This is a genomic window from Kitasatospora sp. NBC_01287 (genome assembly GCF_026340565.1).
In the GTDB taxonomy this organism is placed as follows: domain Bacteria; phylum Actinomycetota; class Actinomycetes; order Streptomycetales; family Streptomycetaceae; genus Kitasatospora.
In genome coordinates, this window is the sequence record NZ_JAPEPB010000001.1 from 3,277,870 (window position 1) to 3,295,551 (window position 17,682).

At 72.5% G+C, this 17,682-nt stretch carries 16 protein-coding genes and 2 pseudogenes; 1 reads left to right on the forward strand and 17 read right to left on the reverse strand.

Translation table 11 applies throughout. From position 1 onward, the window contains the following. Positions 1–279: 279 nt before the first annotated feature. From whiG to proS, 17 genes and pseudogenes are all read right to left on the reverse strand, one after another. Positions 280–1,068 (reverse strand): RNA polymerase sigma factor WhiG, encoded by a 789-nt coding sequence (gene whiG / locus OG455_RS13640; RefSeq protein WP_266293457.1) that lies wholly within the window; start codon positions 1,066–1,068, stop codon positions 280–282. 1,422 nt (positions 1,069–2,490) lie between these two features. Then, the gene (gene dprA / locus OG455_RS13645) at positions 2,491–3,699 is read right to left on the reverse strand and encodes a DNA-processing protein DprA (protein ID WP_323185500.1); all 1,209 of its coding nucleotides are present in this window, start codon (positions 3,697–3,699) and stop codon (positions 2,491–2,493) included. Beyond that, positions 3,696–5,322: pseudogene (locus OG455_RS13650) on the reverse strand (YifB family Mg chelatase-like AAA ATPase). The gene dprA and the pseudogene OG455_RS13650 overlap by 4 nt, the downstream one beginning before the upstream one ends. Positions 5,323–5,587: 265 nt before the next feature. Further along, a pseudogene (locus tag OG455_RS42075) lies at positions 5,588–5,821 on the reverse strand (YraN family protein); the annotation flags it as partial. Between the two features lie 255 nt (positions 5,822–6,076). Next, positions 6,077–6,403: a DUF2469 domain-containing protein gene (locus OG455_RS13660; RefSeq protein WP_110669769.1), complete on the reverse strand. Its 327-nt coding sequence runs from the start codon at positions 6,401–6,403 to the stop codon at positions 6,077–6,079. Positions 6,404–6,460: 57 nt separating this feature from the next. Beyond that, positions 6,461–6,955, reverse strand: coding sequence for an NUDIX hydrolase (locus tag OG455_RS13665; RefSeq protein ID WP_266293461.1), 495 nt, complete (start codon positions 6,953–6,955; stop codon positions 6,461–6,463). 153 nt (positions 6,956–7,108) lie between these two features. Next, positions 7,109–7,996, reverse strand: a complete 888-nt coding sequence (gene lepB / locus OG455_RS13670) for a signal peptidase I (RefSeq protein ID WP_266293463.1) — start codon at positions 7,994–7,996, stop codon at positions 7,109–7,111. Between the two features lie 118 nt (positions 7,997–8,114). Then, complete coding sequence (gene lepB, locus OG455_RS13675) at positions 8,115–9,224, reverse strand: signal peptidase I (protein WP_266293465.1); 1,110 nt, start codon at positions 9,222–9,224, stop codon at positions 8,115–8,117. Positions 9,225–9,465: 241 nt separating this feature from the next. Further along, positions 9,466–10,446, reverse strand: coding sequence for a signal peptidase I (gene lepB, locus OG455_RS13680; protein ID WP_266293467.1), 981 nt, complete (start codon positions 10,444–10,446; stop codon positions 9,466–9,468). After that, positions 10,430–11,308, reverse strand: a complete 879-nt coding sequence (gene lepB / locus OG455_RS13685; RefSeq protein WP_266293469.1) for a signal peptidase I — start codon at positions 11,306–11,308, stop codon at positions 10,430–10,432. Before lepB (OG455_RS13685) ends, lepB (OG455_RS13680) begins: the two co-directional genes overlap by 17 nt. Positions 11,309–11,372: 64 nt before the next feature. Further along, entirely contained in the window at positions 11,373–11,723 is a 351-nt protein-coding gene (gene rplS, locus OG455_RS13690) for a 50S ribosomal protein L19 (protein WP_266293471.1), read from the reverse strand. 153 nt (positions 11,724–11,876) lie between these two features. Next, positions 11,877–12,695 (reverse strand): tRNA (guanosine(37)-N1)-methyltransferase TrmD, encoded by an 819-nt coding sequence (gene trmD / locus OG455_RS13695; RefSeq protein ID WP_266300769.1) that lies wholly within the window; start codon positions 12,693–12,695, stop codon positions 11,877–11,879. Between the two features lie 20 nt (positions 12,696–12,715). Then, a complete protein-coding gene (rimM, locus tag OG455_RS13700) occupies positions 12,716–13,264 on the reverse strand; it encodes a ribosome maturation factor RimM (protein WP_266293473.1) in 549 nt (182 codons plus the stop codon). A gap of 151 nt (positions 13,265–13,415) precedes the next feature. Next, the gene (locus OG455_RS13705; protein ID WP_266293475.1) at positions 13,416–13,655 is read right to left on the reverse strand and encodes an RNA-binding protein; all 240 of its coding nucleotides are present in this window, start codon (positions 13,653–13,655) and stop codon (positions 13,416–13,418) included. 2 nt (positions 13,656–13,657) lie between these two features. Continuing rightward, positions 13,658–14,083: a 30S ribosomal protein S16 gene (gene rpsP / locus OG455_RS13710; protein ID WP_266293477.1), complete on the reverse strand. Its 426-nt coding sequence runs from the start codon at positions 14,081–14,083 to the stop codon at positions 13,658–13,660. Positions 14,084–14,276: 193 nt separating this feature from the next. Continuing rightward, positions 14,277–14,864: a hypothetical protein gene (locus OG455_RS13715; protein ID WP_266293479.1), complete on the reverse strand. Its 588-nt coding sequence runs from the start codon at positions 14,862–14,864 to the stop codon at positions 14,277–14,279. Between the two features lie 344 nt (positions 14,865–15,208). Then, positions 15,209–16,621 carry a proline--tRNA ligase gene (gene proS / locus OG455_RS13720; protein WP_266293481.1) on the reverse strand — a complete coding sequence of 471 codons (1,413 nt, stop codon included), beginning with the start codon at positions 16,619–16,621 and terminating at the stop codon, positions 15,209–15,211. 257 nt (positions 16,622–16,878) lie between these two features. Between proS and OG455_RS13725 the strand changes: the two genes are divergently transcribed. Next, a complete protein-coding gene (locus OG455_RS13725) occupies positions 16,879–17,658 on the forward strand; it encodes a class I SAM-dependent methyltransferase (RefSeq protein ID WP_266293483.1) in 780 nt (259 codons plus the stop codon). Positions 17,659–17,682 lie beyond the last annotated feature (24 nt).

Below are 17,682 nucleotides of genomic sequence, written 5' to 3' on the forward strand. Positions count from 1 at the left end.
GGCTCGGATCTTCGGCACCGTCCCACTGTACGGAGCCCGTTGGAGCACCGGGACGGCGGCGCACCCTCGGAACGGCCGGTGCGAGCCGGCCGATCCGGGCTCACCGGGCGGGCTGATCGGGCGGGCTGGTCGGGAGGGCCCGCCGGTGAGGGCCGGCCAGTACGGGCAATGCCTCGCGGGCAAAGTGATGCGGTCAAGGTGATGGAGGCAGAGGGGTGCAGGCAGAGGGGTGCAGGCAGAGAGGGCGCGGACTCGGGTGGGCTGCCGGCGGCGACCTGGTCAGCGGAGATCGGTGAGCTTCGCCCGCAGCTGCAGCACGGACTTGGTGTGGATCTGACTGACCCGGCTCTCGGTCACCCCGAGGACCTGGCCGATCTCGGCCAGCGTCAGGCCCTCGTAGTAGTAGAGGGTCACCACGGTCTTCTCCCGCTCGGGCAAGGTGTTGATGGCGCCTGCCAGCAGCTTGCGCAGCTCACGGTCCTCGGCGACCTCGACCGGGTCGTCAGCGCCGATGTCCTCCAGGGTGTCCATCAGACTCAGCCGCTCACCGCCTTCGCCGGCCGGGTGGAGCAACTCGTCGAGCGCCACCACATTGGCGAGCGAGAGCTGACTGAAGATCGTGTGCAGGTCCTCGATCGCGATCCCCATCTCCGCGGCCACCTCGGGCTCGTGCGGGGTGCGGCGCAGCCGGGCCTCCAGGGCGGCATACGTCCGTTCAACCGCCTTGGCCTTCTGCCGGACCGAGCGGGGAATCCAATCCAGCGCGCGCAGTTCGTCGATGATCGCACCGCGGATCCGGCTGATCGCGTAGGTCTCGAACTTGATTGCCCGGTCGAGGTCGAACTTTTCGATCGCGTCGATCAGGCCGAAGATCCCGGACGAGACGAAATCCGCCTGCTCGACGTTGGGCGGCAAGCCGACCCCGACGCGGCCGGCCACGTATTTGACCAACGGTGAGTAGTGAAGGATCAACTGCTCGCGCAGGTTTGGATCGCCACTGCACTTGTATGACCGCCAAAGCACCTCAAGCGCACTGGGCTGCGCCGAGCCACCAGCAGGAGCGGGCACGGCGGCGGGAACGGCGGGCGTGGATCCGGGAACCGCGGGCGCCGCGGGTGCCCCCGGAACCTCAGGAGCAGCGCGCGTGCCGGCGGCAGCCGGAGCACCGGAGCGCACGGCCTGCGCGCCGGCGGGTTGCGCGCCGGCGGCCTGCGCGCCGATGGGCGGACCGGCGGGTGGTGCGGCGGCCTGCCGGCCGAGTCGCGCGCCGGGGCCGGGAGGAGAGGTCGGTGCGGTCGGTGCGGTTTGCGGGTTCGCGGGCGGGCCGGCTTGGCGTCCGAGCCGGCCCGGCCCGTGCGTCCGCGAAGACGGCTGCGACCGCGGCTGCGGCTGCGGCTGCGCCTGGCCGATGGGCGCGGTCGCCCCTGATGGGCCGCCCGACCCGCTGGCCGGGCCGGCTGCCTCGGGGCCAGGTGCGCCGCTGCTCCGCGCCGCGTCAGCCCTGGCCGTGGCGGTGCTGTCGCCTGCCTCGGAGCGGCGGGCGGAGCCACGTGAGGGTGACGGCACCACTGCCTGCGCTGTCGGCGTGATCAGCGCCACCGCGGCCGCGGGTGCCCGCCCCGCGCCCACACCCTGACCGCGCGCGTACGAGCGCAGACGGGCCCACGACCGCCCCTGGGCGGGCTGCGCCGAAGGACGGCCCGCCGGCGATGACGGCGACTGCGACGGCACTGCCAGCGGCGACAGGTCAGCGGTACGTGCCGGGCCGGCAGGCTCCGCACTGGTCACCATCGCGGTCGCCGCCGCCTCAGGCACAGCGGCGGTAGCAGCGGTAGCGGTAGCGAGCGCCTCCCGTGCGGCCGTCGGGCCCGGAGGTGGCGCCGCGTTCGGTGGGGGTGCCAGGCTCGGCGCAGTCGTCGCGCCCGCAGGCTCGGTCGCGTCCAGGGGACTCGTCATGCTGGGTGTCGGCAGGACGGGCTTCGCAGGCTGGGCCATGGGGCTGGGACGCGAGTCGGTGCTGGGGCCCCCCGAGGGCAGGCCGGCACTGGTCACCCTGTGTCCGGGAATGTGTGTGGGCATACGTGGGTCTGCGCCGTTCTGCCGAGTCATGTGCTGATAGGCATGTGCTGATAGGGAAGCCATTGGCGAGCGTAGCGTGATCGAGTCGATGCAATGCGCTACCACCACCTGGCCGTCCCCCGTTCCGGTGGCGTTCACTCCGTCGCGGGAACGACTCGGGCCCGTTTCAGTGATCAACGCGGGGCATCGGCTCAGGAATCGACTCAGGAATCGGCACGAGGATCGTTAGCGGGAACACCACGAGGATCGGACTCGGGGATCAGGCTCGGGGATCAGGCTCGGGGATCAGGCTCGGGGATCAGGCTCGGGGATCGGCTCGGGGATCGGCTCGGGGATCGGCTCGGCACCGCCGCGAGGCCGGGAACCCGTGACCACACCAACGAGCACCCCGGCCGTACGGTTCGTCAGCGGTCAATGGATCACTCTCCAGTGCGATCCCACCCGCTGGACGAACCCCAGCGAACACAGCTCGTAGAGCTCCTTGAGGACCTGGTCGGTGGGGATCGCGGTGCGCAACGCGAGCTCCCCGACCGGCGCTCCGCGCTGACCTGCCGGAATTGCCTCCAGCACCAGGGCGGCACTGTGGTGCAGCAGGTCGCGCGGCCTCGGCCGAGAGCGGGCCGGCGGCGTCAGGTCGGCCCCGATCGCGCCGATCTGCTCGATCACTTCGGTTGCGTCGGTGACCAGGGTCGCGCCACCGCCGCGGATCAGGGCGTGCACCCCGGCCGAGAGCTCGGAGGTGACCGGGCCGCAGACGCCCATGGTGTGCCGGTTGAGCTCCTGGGCCCGCCGGGCCGTGCTGAGCGCCCCGCTGCGCGACGCCGCCTCGACCACGACCGTGCCGCGGGTCAGGGCGGCGAGCACCCGGTTGCGCAGGACGAAGCGGAAGCGGTTCGGGTGCTCGCCGGGCGGGAGCTCGCTGATCAGTTGGCCCTGCTCGCTGATCCGGCTGATCAGTTCGCTGTTGCCGCGCGGGTAGCGCACATCCACGCCGCAGGCGAGCACGGCCACCGTCATGCCGCCCACCGCCAGCGCGCCCCGGTGGGCGGCCGCGTCCACCCCGTAGGCCGCGCCGGAGCAGACCACCCAGCCGCGTTCGGCCAGCGCGGCGGCCAGCTCGGTCGCGATGTGCGCGCCGTAGTCGGTGCAGGCGCGAGCGCCGACCACCGCGACCGAGCGCAGTGCGAGCAGGCGCAGTGATCCGGTGCCCAGCACCCAGAGGCCGATCGGCGCGGCCTCGCCGAGGTCGGCGAGCTGACTGGGCCACTCCGCGTCACCGGGCACCAGGAACCGGCCGCCGAGGGCCCGCAGGCGTTCGAGGTCGGCGGCGGCATCGGTGAGCGCCAAGCGCTGGCGCAGCAGGGCCAGACGCTGCCGGTCGAGCCGCAACTCCCGGTGCGTGCCGCCGCCGCGCAGCACGTCGAGCAGTGCGACCGCCGAGCGCGAGCCCAACCAGCGGCCCACCACCGCGCTGCCTGGCTCGACCATTCGGGTCAGCGTCATCCGGGCCGACCTTTCCGCCTCGGGTGCGACCGGTGCGGCCACGGCCCCGGACGCACTCCCCGGCGAAGCAGCCACGCCGAGGTCCAACTCGTTCTGCACACCGTCCGACCACGTCATGGCCGCCCTCCTGACCCGCCGCCGAGCGAGCGGACGCCGCCCGGGAACCCTCGCCGCAGGGCGAGCGCGGTACGCAGCTCGCCCGCCCCGGGGGCCTCCCGGCCCGCCAGGTCCGCCACCGTCCAGGCGACTCGTAGCACGCGGTCCAGCCCGCGCGCCGTGAGCAGCCCGCGCTCCATCTCCCGCTCGGCCTCCGTCAGCGAACCCTCCACCGGCCGCCACCGGGTACAGCTCGCGCCCCGGCACTTGGGCGTTGGTGCGCCACGGGGTCCCGGCCAGGCGGCCCGCGGCCCGGTCCCTGGCGGCCCGGACCCGATCGGCCACCACCTGGGTCCGCTCGGCGGAGCGGTCGCGCCCGAGCAGTTCGGTCCGGGTCACCGGATCGACCTGGACCCGCAGATCGACCCGGTCCAGCAGCGGCCCGGAGAGCCGCGCCTGATACCGGCTCACCATGGTCGGCGTGCAGTCGCAGCCCTCGCCCCGGCGCGAGTGGCGCCCGCAGGGGCAGGGGTTGGCCGCCAGGCAGAGCAGGAAGTTGGCCGGCAGCCGCAGCGACCCGGCCGAGCGCGCGATCACCACCTCGCCGGACTCCAGCGGCTGACGCAACGCGTCGAGCACCCGGACCGGGAACTCGGGCGCCTCGTCCAGGAAGAGGACGCCGCGATGGGAGAGGGAGACCGCGCCGGGGCGGGGCAGACCGCTGCCGCCGCCGACGATCGCGGGCATGGTCGTTGAGTGGTGCGGAGCGCAGTAGGGCGGCAGGTCGATCAGCGGACGGCCCGGCGGGAGCAGGCCCGCCACCGAGTGGACAGCGGTCACCTCCAACGCCTCCGCCCTGGTCAGCGGCGGCAGCAGACCGGGCAACCGCTCGGCGAGCATCGTCTTGCCGGCGCCGGGCGGGCCCTTCAGATAGAGGTGGTGGGCACCGGCGGCAGCGATCTCCAGCGCCCTGCGGGCCTCCTCCTGCCCGGCGACATCACCCAGGTCGGGCCCGTACTCCGCGTCGGCCTTGGTCGCCCCGCGCCGGACGGCCGTGCCGGGCAGCACCAACCCGGACAGCAGCGGGTCGGGGCCACCGGCCACGGTGTCCGGCGGCTCGTCGGGCACCGGCTCGTCGGTGAGCAGGGCGATCAGCTGCCGCAAGCTCCGGACCCCGAGCACCGATACCCCGGGGACCAGCGCCGCTTCGGCGGCGGTCTGCTCGGCCACCACCACCTGCCGGTACCCGGCGTCCGCGGCGGCCAGCACCGAGGGGAGCACACCACGCACCGGCCGGACCCGCCCGTCCAGCCCCAGTTCGCCGATGATCAGCAGGTCGGCGATGGCGGGTGGCGGCAGGCGCTCGGCAGCGGCCAGCACGGCACAGGCCACCGCGAGATCGAAGCCGCTGCCGCTCTTGGGCACCGAGGCGGGGCTGAGCCCGACGGTGAGCTTGCGCTGGGGCCAACGTTCACCGGAGTTGGAGATGGCGGCGCGGACCCGGTCGCGAGCCTCGCTGAGTGCCTTGTCGGGCAGGCCGACCAGGGTGAACGCGGCGACACCCGGTTCGAGGTCGGCCTGCACCTCGACCACCACGCCGTCCACCCCGAGCAGGGCCACCGAGCAGGTGCGGGCGAAGGCCATCTCAGACCACCCCCCGCAGGTGCTCGATCCGCGCGGCGCCCCTGGTCCGGCTGACCACCGCGATCAGGTCGATCCGCACCCCGCCGGGCGGCAGCGGCACCTCGGTCGCCGGCACTGGCGCCCGCAGGGCGATGGGCTCGGCGCCCGCCCGGGCACGGGCAGCCGGTTCTACTGCCTGGGGCGCGGGCGCCTGATCGGGCGGCGCGGGCGCCTGGTCAGGCGGTGCGAGGGCCAGCCGGGCGAAGTGCTCCGGCCAGCGCTCGACCAGCCAGCGCTCGGCAAGGCGGCGCAGCCGCTCTGCCTTGACCGGGCCGAGCGCCTCCTCGGGCTGCTGGAATCCGTGCTCGGACCGGGTCTTGACCTCGCAGACAGCGATCGTGTCGTCGTCCAGCAGGACGATGTCGAGCTCGCCCTCCGAGCAGCGCCAGTTGCGCTCCAGGATCCGCAGGCCCTCTTCGGCGAGGCGGCGGGCGGCCACCTCCTCGCCGTAGCGGCCCAGGGCCGCGTGCGCGGTGTACCCGGAGTACCCGGAGTACCCGGTGTGAACCCTGCGTACGGTCTCTGCGGTCTCTGCGGTCTCTGCGGTCTCCGCGGTGTGTGCGTTCTGCACAGCGATCACCTCCGCCACAGAGGTTGCCGCCGTGCGGCCGCGCCGACCACGGGGTGGTGTCAGGCTGGGGAGAACCCCGGGGCTGTGGACAGCGGCGTTCCCTCAGTCGGCCGCAGCCGCGAAGGGATCATCGGACGAACGGGCTCAGCTTCCGAAGCCCGCCTCGTCCGAGGGCAGCTCCAGATCGCTCTTCGCGAGCTCCTCGATGTTGACGTCCTTGAAGGTCAGCACCCGCACCTTGCGGACGAAGCGGGCCGGGCGGTACATGTCCCAGACCCAGGCGTCGGCCATCGAGACCTCGAAGAACACCTCCCCCTGCACCGAGTGGACCTGCAGCTCGTAGTCATTGGTGAGGTAGAACCGGCGCTCGGTCTCGATCACGTACTTGAACAGGCCGACGACGTCCTTGTACTCCCGGTAGAGCTTGAGCTCCATCTCGGTCTCGTACTTCTCGAGATCTTCCGCGCTCATACAGGCGTCCCCTCAGCTCGTCGAGTCCCTCCCCATTGTGGACCACGGCGCCCGTCCTCAGAGGCGGACCGGCTCGATGGGCGGCCCTTGCCGCAGCAGCAGCTCCAGCAGCTCGGCCAGGCGCTCCGGATAGACCTGATCGCCCGTCCGGCGGAGCTGGTCCAGCGTCCACCAGCGAGCCTCGCTCAGTTGCTCGCGCTCGTCCGGCGCGCTGCCCGAGTTGTCCAGGACCGCCGGTCCGGTGCCGCTGGTGCGGGCGACGTGGAAGGACTGGCGCTGCTGGTAGGACTCGCCGTCGTAGCTGAACTCCGCCAGGTCGACGGCCACCACGGGGCCCAGCTCGACCCCGGCCAGCCCGGTCTCCTCGGCCAGCTCGCGCAGCGCGGCCGCACGGCTGTCCTCCCCCGGCTCCAGCCCGCCACCGGGGGTGAACCACCAGGTGCGCGCGGGCTCGGCGGGGTCGAAGCCGTGGAAGAGCAGCACCCGGTCCGCGGCGTCCAGCAGCAACACCCGGGCGGCCGCCCGACGTCGCACCGCGTCACCTGCCGCCATCCGAACCTCCTGTGCCATCGAGTGCCTACCGGATGCCGAGCTGACTCTCGATCCGGGCCGACCTGGGTCATCAGCGCGAACCAGAGCGCGCCGAGCAGGAAGCCGCCCCCGAGGGACGACGGCCCCAAGCTGCGGGCCCCAAGCTCGCGGGCCCTAAGCTCGCGCGGCCGGGCGGATCCGCCGTGCCAGCGCGGCCGCCGGCCCGGTCAGCGAGGTGAGCACGATGATCACCGCTCCCGCCACCGTTGCCCAGGCGAGCGGCACCAGCGGCCCCGGTCGGCTCGCCGCCGGAGTGCCCAGCGCGTCGAACGCCACCGTACGCCCGCGCAGCCCGGCCTGGCCGAAGGGCAAGAGGATCGCCTCCACCCGCGCCTGCACCTGCGAGGTCGCCACCGTGCCGGCGAGTTCGTCCAGGTGCACCCGGGAGTCCAGCGATCCGCTGCGGTTGTCGCCGAGCAGGAAGAGCCGTCCGGCCGGGACCTTGGCGCTGAAGGCCGCGCTCGGCAGACCTCCGGTCGCCGTGTAGGGCTCGTCGAGCGGGGTGCCGTTGACGGTGAAGCGGTGCTGGGCGTCGCAGCAGGCCACCGTGTCACCGCCGACCCCGATCACCCGCTTGACCATGGTCTCGTTGCCCCAGGTCGGGTCGTGGAAGACCACGATGTCGCCGCGACCGACAGTGGCACCGTCCACCTTGCGGGCCAGCACGGTGTCCCCCGCGGCGATGGTCGGGGACATCGAACCGGTGGGCACCGAGTACGGCCGGTAGTCCAGCGCGATCATCCCGAAGCCGCCCAGCAGCAGCCCGAGGCCCAGCACCAGGGCCACCGTCTGCAGCACCGCGCCGAGCCGCGGGCGCCGCCCGGCCGCCGCAGGCGTCACCGGCGCGGCAGGCGTCACCGGCGCGGCAGGCGTCACCGGCGCGGCAGGCGTCACGGGCTCCGCAGGAGTCACCGGCTCGGCGGCCGCCGAGCCGCCGGCGCCGCCCGAGGAACTGCCCGAGGAGCCGGCGGCACCGGGGCTGTCTTCGGCAAGCCTGCTCATCGGAACCGTCCTGGGGTGCGAGGGGCCGGACACGGCGGCGGGCCGTGGCACGTCCGAGCAGATTACTCGTCGGTACCACGGCCCGCGCAAGAGCCGAGCAGAGGTGAAACCGGGGCGGTCAGTCCCGGCGCCTGCGCCGCAGCCACCAGGCGACCGGCAGCGTCCCGACCACTCCGAGGGCCGGCGGCACCAGGCCCTCGGCCGAGATGCCCTTCTGGTCGAAGGTGGAGGGCACCGGCAAGGTGGACCAGTGGTTCACCGGCCAGGCGACCACGAAGGCCCGCCCGACCACGTCGTTGACCGAGACGAAGCCGCCACCGGGCTCGTCCTTGGTCGGCGGCTGGTCCTGGTGGAACCGCGAGTCGAGCGAGTCGTTGCGGTGGTCACCCATCACCCAGATCGCGTTCGGCGGCACCTTGACCGGCCCGAACGGCGTGCCGCCGCACGGGTTGGGCGGCGTCATGCCGGGCGTGTAGACGTACGGTTCGTTCAGCGCCACCCCGTTGACCGTGAGCGGCCCGTTGCCCTGGCATTCGACGGTGTCGCCGGCCACCCCGATCACCCGCTTGATCAGGTCCTTCTCGTTGGCCGCCGGCATCAGGCCGATGAAGCTGAGCACGTCCTGCGCACCGCGGACCACGGTGTTGGAACTCTGCTGGGCCGTCTCGCCGTCGCTCAGCCAGCCGCCCGGGTCGTGGAAGACCACCACGTCGCCGCGGTCGGGCTTGGCGCCGAACCACGGGGTCAGCTTGTCCACCAGCACCCGGTCGCCGATCTGCAGGGTGTTCTCCATCGACGCGGAGGGGATCGAGAAGGCCTGCACGAAGAAGGTCTTGATGACCAGTGCGAGGACCAGCGCGATACCGATCAGGATCGGCAGTTCCTTCCAGAACGACCGCTGCTTGCGCTCGCCGGACGGCCTCTCCCGCACCTTGTCCGGGTCCGGTTCCCGCGGCCGGTCGGCTTCGGGCTGCTCGGCCGCGCCACCACCGGGCGCGCCCGCACCGGGGCCACCGCCCGGACCGCTCTGACCTCCTGAGCCGCCGTGACCGCCCGGACCGCCGTGCCCGCCCGGACCGGCATGACCACCCGGACCGCCCTGACCGCCGTGCCCACCCTGACCGTCAGTGGGCTCCGTCGGCTGTCCGGATTCGGTGGACTGGGCCGTACGGCCGCCGGAGCCCTCAGGCTCACCGGCCCCGCGGGCGCCGATCACCAGATCCCCCACGACATCTCCTCCCTGCTGTGCGGACGACCATCGCCCGCGCTCACCAGTGCCGCACAGCCGGCACCACGCCTGTGACCGACCGTGAACCCGGGTCAGACTGCCCGTCGCCGGACGGCCTGACACCAGCACAGCCTTCGGAACCGTCCCCGCGGCCGAGCCGGGGGACGTCTGCACTTCTCTATCACTCCGGATGCTCCGCCTGGGTCATCCCACACAGCGGCCCCGGGTACCGGACGGGCCGTCAGTCGGCCCCGGCGGAGCGGCGGGCCGCCCGCCAGCGCCGCCGGTCAGCCGGCGAACCGCCGGTGAGCGCGCCGCGCCGACGGCGCAACACGGCCGGCGAGATGCCCAACATCCCCATAACGAGTGAGGGTTCCAAGGGATCCGGGCTGACGCCCGAGGATTCTCCGGAGCTCTGCGACCCGAGCGCCGCCGGGGTCGCGTAGGTCGGCCGGGAGAGCCCGTGCACGCGGTTCAGCGGCCAGCCGACCAGGAAGGCGCGGCCGATCACGTTCGAGAGCGGCACGGTGCCCTGGAAGGGGCCGGCCATGTGGTAGCGCGAGTCCGCGGACAGGTCGCGGTGGTCGCCCATCACCCACAACCGCCCCTCGGGCACCGTGACCTTGAACGGGATCCGCGAGGGCGGGTTGCCGGGAGCGAGGTAGGGCTCCTCGATCGGCTTGCCGTTGACGGTGATCCGGCCGTGGTCGTCGCAGCAGGCCACGGTGTCGCCGCCGACCCCGATCACCCGCTTGATCAGATCCTGCTCGTTGGACGAGGGCAGCAGCCCGATGGCGCCGAAGGCGTCCTTGACGGCACCCAGCACGGGCCCGCCGCTGTTCGGGGCGGACGTGCCCTCCAGCCAGCCGCCCGGATCCTTGAAGACCACGATGTCGCCGCGCTGCGGCGTGCTGCCGAACCAGGGGGTGAGCTTGTCGACCAGCACCCGGTCACCGATCTGGATCGTCTGCTCCATCGATCCGGAGGGGATCACGAAGACCTGGACGAAGAAGGTCTTCAAGGTCAGCGCGATCAGCAGCGCGACCACGGCGATCACCGGTATCTCCCGCAGCAGCGAGCGCCGGCCCCGGCGCGCGGCACGCCGGGCGGTGCGCCGGCGCTGGGCGCGGCCGCGGGGCGTGCCGGGCTCCTCGGCGACCTCCTCACCGATCTCCTCAACGGCCTCCTCGGCCGGCGGCGCCGCTCTACCGCGACTCCCCATGGGCACCGCCCTTCGACGCGGCGGCGATGGCCGCGAAGCCGGCCGGGGTGTCCAGCGCGGACCAGTGCCCGACCGGGAAGACCACCCAGTCGGCCCGCCCGATCACCTTGCGGACCGGGACGAACCCGCCACCCGGGTCGCCGAGGTGGTCCCGGGAGTCGCTGGAGTCGCTGCGGTGGTCACCCAGCACGAAGAGCGTGCCCGGCGGCACCTGGACGTCGAAGCCGACGGTGGAGGGCGCGTCACCGGGGTAGCGGTAGTCCGACTCCGCCAGCGGCACCCCGTTGACGGTCAGCTCCTGGTCGCCGGGCCGGTAGGTCACCCGGTCACCCCCGACGCCGATCACCCGCTTGACGAAGACCGTGTCGTCGGAGGCCAGGCCCAGCATCGCGGCGAACGCGTGCAGTTCGGTCCCCAGGCCGACCTGGTTCTCAGCGCCCGGGACGAACGAGTCGGTGCCGTCGAAGACCACCACGTCGCCGCGCCGGACCGTGTCGCCGAACTGGTACGCGAGCTTGTTCACCACCAGCCGGTCGCCGGGGCGCAGCACGTTCTCCATCGAGGCCGACGGGACGACGAAGGGCTGTGCGACGAAGACGTTCACCAGCAGCAGCGCCAGCACGCAGACGGCACCGAGCTTGGCCAGGTAGCCCAGGCTCCAACCGGGCCCGTCCGGCTCCTGAGGCGCCCCGGGCTCAGCCGATTCAGCGGAATCAGCAGGCTCGGCGGCCCCTGAGCCCTCCTGGCCCTCCTGGCCCTCCTGGCCCTCCTGCGCGGAAACGGCCGCGGACCGCGACGGCACCGTGGCACCTGAAGGTGCCGGGGCGCCGTCGCGGTCCGCGATCGGTTCGTGCGTGCTCATCGGGCTGAGCTTAGCGGCCAACCCTGAGCGCGCCGCACCCCCGGGGCGAGCCGGGGGCAGCGACTCAGCGGTCGCGCTTCTCCTTGATCTTCGCGGCCTTGCCGCGCAGGTCACGGAGGTAGTACAGCTTGGCGCGACGGACGTCACCGCGGGTGAGGACCTCGATCTTCTCGACGATCGGGGTGTGCACCGGGAAGGTGCGCTCCACGCCGACGTTGAAGCTCACCTTGCGGACGGTGAAGGTCTCACCGATGCCCGCGCCGTGGCGGCGGATCACGACGCCCTGGAAGACCTGGACACGGGAGCGGTTGCCCTCGATGACCCGGACGTGGACCTTCAGGGTGTCACCGGCGCGGAAGGCCGGGATGTCGGTGCGCAGCGAAGGCGCGTCGACAGCAGCGAGCTTGTTGCTCATGATGCTCTCCATCGCGGGCGCCACGGGCCGCCCACGGAAATTCGTCACAATGGGGTGCGTTGCGGGTCGCTTCGGCTTTCGGCGGTCCCCCCGTGGCGGGGGCGCCGGGCCACCGGATCCCGTGACCGGGTCCAGGCGACAGACAACAGCCGCCTATTCTTCCACAGCCCCCGGGGTGCGGAGAAATCGGCCCTGCTCCTCGTTCCAGCCGAGACCGAGCACGCTCAGCACCTCCCGCTCCTTCTTGTCGAAGGCCGCGGGGCGCCAGCGCCCGACCAGGTCGGGCCGGTTCGCCAGGGTGCGGGTGAAGGCCTGCTCGCGCCGCCAGCGGGCGATCTTGCCGTGGTTGCCGCTGAGCAGCACCTCGGGCACCTCGCGACCGCGCCACTCGGCGGGCTTGGTGTAGACCGGGCCTTCGAGCAGGTCGGCCATCGCACCGGGGGCGAAGGAGTCGTCGCGGTGCGATTCGGCGTTGCCGAGCACCCCGGGCAGCAGGCGGGCGATCGCCTCGACCATCACCAGCACCGCGACCTCGCCGCCGGCCAGCACGTAGTCGCCGATCGAGACCTCGACCACCGGCATCCTGGTGGCCGCCTCCTCGATCACCCGGCGGTCGATGCCCTCGTACCGGGCCGGCGCGAAGGCCAGCCAGGGGCGCCCGGCCAGCTCCTGGGCCAGCTCCTGGGTGAACGGCACGCCGCTCGGGGTGGGCACCACCAGCGTGGGCACCTCCCCCGCCGGGCCCGCCGCGAGCACCGCGTCCAGTGCCTCGCCCCACGGCTCGGGCTTCATCACCATGCCGGGACCGCCGCCGTAGGGGGTGTCGTCGACCGTGCGGTGGATGTCGTGGGTCCAGGAGCGCAGGTCGTGAAGCTGCACGTCGAGCTGGCCGCGGGCGCGGGCCTTGCCCACCAGCGAGACGTTCAGCGGCTCCAGGTACTCGGGGAAGATCGTGACGACGTCGATCCGCATCCCGTGCTGCTCATCGGCGGTCATCGCTCGGTCTCCGGTCCGCCGTCGAGCTCCGCCTCGGCCTCGTCGATCAGCCCGCGGGGCGGGTCGATGACGCAGCGCTGGTTCTCCAGGTCGATGGTCGGCACGATCCGCTCGACGAAGGGGACCAGCACCTCGGTGCCGTCCGGCCTGGTGACCGTCAGCAGGTCCTGGTAGGGCAGGTGGACCACCTCGGTCAGCTCGCCGACCGGGGTGCCGTCGAGCAGCACCACGTCCAGGCCGATCAGCTGGTGGTCGTAGTACTCGTCCTCGTCCTCGGGCCGCTCCTCCGGGTCCACCTCGGCGATGAGCATCGTGTTGCGCAGCGCCTCGGCGGCGGTGCGGTCCTTGACGCCCGCGAAGCGGATCAGCAGCCGGCCGCTGTGCACCTTGCCGGACTCCACGGTCAACGGCCCGGTGGCGCTCGGATCGGTGAGCAGCACCGCGCCGGGCCCGAGCCGCAGCTCCGGCTCGTCGGTGCGGACCTCGACGAAGACGTCCCCCTTGATGCCGTGGGCACGGCCGATCCGGCCGACGACGAGCTGCACGGTGCACTCCTGAGCGCTAGCACTGGTACGAGGCGTAAAGCCTGGGGTGTGTTTCCCGGGGCAGGACGGGCTTCCGCGGAAAACGGGGAAAAAGCGGATCCGGCCGGGACGCGTGACGCGTCCCGGCCGGATCAGAAGACGACGGTGATCGTCAGCGGATGTTGTCCACGTCGACCAGGTCGACCCGGACGTTGCGACCGCCGAGCGCGCCCACCACGGTGCGCAGCGCACGGGCGGTGCGGCCGCCACGGCCGATCACCTTGCCAAGGTCATCGGGGTGCACCCGCACCTCGATGGTGTTACCCCGGCGCAGGTTGCGCGAGCGCACCTGGACATCCTCGGGGTGCTCGACAATGCCCTTCACCAAGTGGTCGAGGGCGTCCTCGATCACGCTCAGGCCTCGGTGGTCTCGGCGTCAGCCTCGACCTTGTCCGACTTCTTGGCCTTCGGGGTGATGGCGACACCGGTGGTGGCGTCCTCGAAGCCGGCGACGGCCTTCGCGAACAGGTGCGAGAAGTCCTCGACCTTGGGCTCGGCGACGAGCAGCGGCGCGGGAGCCGGCAGGCCCTTGAACTTCTGCCAGTCACCGGTCAGCTTGAGGATGGCGAGCACCGGCTCGGTCGGCTGGGCGCCGACGGACAGCCAGTACTGGGCGCGGTCGGTGTCGACCTCGATCTTCGAGGGGTTGTAGGTCGGCTGGTAGATGCCGATCTCCTCGATCGCACGACCGTCGCGCTTGGTGCGCGAGTCGGCGACGACGATGCGGTAGTGCGGGGAACGGATCTTGCCGAGACGCTTGAGCTTGATCTTGACTGCCACGGGAGTGGATTCTCCTGGAGTTGACGTGGGTGAGCGACCGCGCTCCGCGTGGGGTTGCGGGGCCGGCCGATCGAATGACACGCCAGCCGTAGGCGAGAGGGTTCCTGTTGGCTGCCGGGTATCAGCTATCGATTGTGCCACATCGGGCACGGCTCCCCTGACCGGGTCCGACCCGGTCAGGGGACGCGCGGATTCACGCGATCTTGAACGGCTGCTGGCAGGCGCCGCAGACGATCGAGGCCTGGGCCAGCACCGACGGCACCACCCGGACGTTGCGGCCGCAGCCGCAGACGGCCTTGACCCGCACGCCGCCGCCCGAGGACCCGTGCCGGGCCGCCGGCCCACGGAACGCGCGTAGCACTCCGCCGTCAGGGGTCCCGGCCACCGCTTGCTGGTGGGCGCCGAGGGCGAGCTCCAGCCGCTCGATGGTCGCGGTGTACCGCTCCTGGGTCTCGGTGAGCATGGTCACCTGCGAGAAGCCGCTGCTGGCGTGCGGCTCCACCGGGTGGGCCAGGCCCAGCTCGGAGGCGAGCAACAGGAAGCGGCGGTTGTGGTAGCGCCCGGCCCGGGACGTGTCCCGGATGTCGCGGGCGGCGGCCAGACCGTGGGCGGCCTCGTGCAGCAGTCGCTCGAAACCGAGCTCGGTGCCGCAGGCCGAGGACGACTCACCGATCAGCGCCTCGGGCGAGGCGAGATCGGGCAGGTCGCGATGGTAGGCCTGGATGTCGCTCCAGGCGGCGGCCAGTTCGGCCGCGAGGACGAGAGGCTGTGTCGTGCTCACGCTATGCCAACGAGGGAGTCGGTTCCGACGTTCCATTCTTGAGCACTCACCAGGAATTCTCGGAGAACTCTCAGCTGCGCGTGACAATGCCCGTGTTGAGCGTTCGAAATCTGACGCAAGACCAACCCCCTCGGTGTCTGCACCCGTCGTTCCTCGCCGGGTCGCCCGATTCCCGGGCACGGCAGAGGGCCGCGCCGAGTTGTTCCGACCCGGGCCCTGACGTGATTTTGACAGGGCCACGGGCCGTACACCGTACCGCTAGTTCGCTCGCACTGGGAGTTGACCGACCAGTAGCCGAGACGCCGTCACCCACTGGTTACGCAATGAGCGACGGCATAAGTCATTCAGTACGCCCGAGCGACGATCGCGACATTGCCTTCCTGGTCGTCGGCGGCCGGCACGGAGCCGTCCGCGGCGACGATGCAGCGCACCGAAACACCCTGCTCGGCGAGCTTCGCCTCACCCTGCGGACCGAGCTCGGCCCAGGAGATCCGGCCCCAGCCGGTGGCGGCGGCCTCGATGGCCTCGTCGATGTTCTTGACGTCCACCGTGCGGGCCTCGCGGCGCTCGCGGGACTCGCGCAGCAGCTGCGCCTGGTCCTCCTCCAGGACGCCCGGCAGCAGCGCGGCCAGGCCCTCGATCGCCACCGGCTCCTTGCCGCCCGGGATCCGCCGGGCCAGCATGGCGGTGCCCGCCTCCAGGTCGCGCGGACCGACCTCGATCCGCAGCGGGACGCCCTTCAGCTCCCAGTCCACCGCGCGGCGGCCGAACGGGGTGTCGGTGCGGTCGTCCACCACGGTGCGGATCCCCGCCGCCTCCAGGGCGGCGCCGATCTCCCGGACCTTGGCGACCACCGCGTCGTCACCCTTGATCGCGAGGACCACGGCCTGCACGGCGGCCAGCCGCGGCGGCACCCGCAGACCGTTGTCGTCGCCGTGCGACATGATCAGGCCACCGACCATGCGGGTCGAGACGCCCCAGGAGGTCTGCCAGACGTACTCGCGCTCGGCGCCCTGCAGCTGGTAGGTGGTGTTGAAGGCCTTGGCGAAGTTCTGGCCCAGCTCGTGGCTGGTGCCCATCTGCAGCGCCTTGCCGTCGCCCATCATGCCCTCAAGGGTGAGGGTGTTGATCGCGCCGGCGAAGCGCTCCTTGGCGGTCTTGCGACCGAGCACCACGTCGATGCCGAGCACGTTGGTCATGAAGTCGCCGTAGACGTCCGTGTGGATCATCGAGGCGTACGCGCGGGCGTCCTCGTAGGTGGCGTGGGCGGTGTGGCCCTCCTGCCAGAGGAACTCGGTGGTGCGCAGGAAGACCCGCGGACGCAGCTCCCAGCGGACCACGTTGGCCCACTGGTTGATCAGCAGCGGCAGGTCGCGGTGGCTCTGCACCCACTTGGAGAAGTACTCGTTGATGATCGTCTCGGAGGTCGGCCGGACCACGACCGGCTCCTCCAACTGCTTGCCGCCGCCGTGGGTGACCACCGCGAGCTCGGGGGCGAAGCCCTCGACGTGCTCGGCCTCCTTGGTCAGGTAGGACTGCGGGATGAACATCGGGAAGTAGGCGTTCTGCGCGCCCGCCTTCTTGATCCGCGCGTCCATCTCCTGCTGCATCCGCTCCCACAGGCCGTAGCCGTACGGTCGGATGACCATGGTGCCGCGCACCGGACCGTTGTCGGCCAGCTCGGCCTTGTTGATCAGATCCTGGTACCAGCGCGGGAAGTCATCCGCCTGGGGGGTGAGAACGGGAGCCTTTGCCATGGGGCGAATCGTACGGTGCCCGGCGGACCGAGTGTGAATCGCCGCAGGAGCCGGGCCAGGGCCGGGACTCGGCCGGGACTCGGCCGGGCAGGGACCGGTCCGCGGACCGCCGGGGGGCGCACGCCCGGCAGGCTCGCACGCCCCGGCGCGCTCCTCTGGACGGCGCGCCCGCGCCGCTGTTCGCTTGAGTCGGGGCGAACAGCGGGGGGAGCATTTCGCAGGCACGTCCGACCGGACCTGATTGGGAGGCCACCAGTATGGCTTCAGCGCACGGCACGGCCATCGCGGCACCGATCCAGCCGACCCCCGCCGCGCGGGCCCGCGACTGGGCCGAGATCCAGGAGCGCACCCTGGTCCCGCTCTACGAGGCGGTGCACCAGCGGCTGGCCGTCGGCCCGGCCCTGAGCCTGCTGGACCTGGGCTGCCGCTCCGGGCTCGCGCTGCTGCTGGCCGCCGGACGCGGGGCCCAGGTGGCGGGTCTGGAGCCGGATCCGGAGCTGCGCGAGCTGGCCAGGGCGCGCCGGCTGCCGGTCGCCCCGGGGCCGGGTGCCACCCGGTCGGCGCACGGCGCGGTGACCGTCTTCGAGCCGCTGCGGCTGGCCGAGGAGCCGCGGCGAGTGGCCCGGGAGGCGGCCCGGCTGGTGCTGCCCGGCGGGCTGGTGGTGCTGGCCGGCCTCGCGCCCGAGCAGGCCTGCCAGAGCGCCGCGGTGCTGGAGGTGGCGCGGCGGCGCGGCGGGCCGGGCCGGCTCCTGGACCCGTTCCGGCTCAGCGGGGCGGGCGAGCTGGCCGGGCTGGCCGCCGGGGCCGGGCTGCGGGTGGTCGGCAGCGGCCAGGTGGCCTGCCCGTTCGGCTACCCCGACCTGGACAGCGCGGTGCGCGGGCTGCTCGCCACCGGGTGGTTCGACGCGGCCCTCGCCTACGCGGGCGCGGCGCCGGTGGCCAAGGAGGTGGCCGAGGCGCTGCACCCCTTCACCCGCGCGGACGACACGGTGCGGATGGCCAACGTCTTCCAGTACGTGCTGGGCCGCCGGACCTGACGCGGTCCGCGGCCCAGCTGACGC

Coding starts and splice junctions, on each gene's coding strand:
- lepB (WP_266293469.1), bottom strand. CDS start 11,308: ATGAGCACGCACGAACCGATCGCGGACCGCGACGGCGCCCCGGCACCT.
- OG455_RS13665 (WP_266293461.1), bottom strand. CDS start 6,955: ATGGCGGCAGGTGACGCGGTGCGACGTCGGGCGGCCGCCCGGGTGTTG.
- lepB (WP_266293463.1), bottom strand. CDS start 7,996: ATGAGCAGGCTTGCCGAAGACAGCCCCGGTGCCGCCGGCTCCTCGGGC.
- OG455_RS13725 (WP_266293483.1), top strand. CDS start 16,879: ATGGCTTCAGCGCACGGCACGGCCATCGCGGCACCGATCCAGCCGACC.
- OG455_RS13660 (WP_110669769.1), bottom strand. CDS start 6,403: ATGAGCGCGGAAGATCTCGAGAAGTACGAGACCGAGATGGAGCTCAAG.
- dprA (WP_323185500.1), bottom strand. CDS start 3,699: ATGACGTGGTCGGACGGTGTGCAGAACGAGTTGGACCTCGGCGTGGCT.
- lepB (WP_266293467.1), bottom strand. CDS start 10,446: ATGGGGAGTCGCGGTAGAGCGGCGCCGCCGGCCGAGGAGGCCGTTGAG.
- proS (WP_266293481.1), bottom strand. CDS start 16,621: ATGGCAAAGGCTCCCGTTCTCACCCCCCAGGCGGATGACTTCCCGCGC.
- trmD (WP_266300769.1), bottom strand. CDS start 12,695: ATGCGGATCGACGTCGTCACGATCTTCCCCGAGTACCTGGAGCCGCTG.
- rplS (WP_266293471.1), bottom strand. CDS start 11,723: ATGAGCAACAAGCTCGCTGCTGTCGACGCGCCTTCGCTGCGCACCGAC.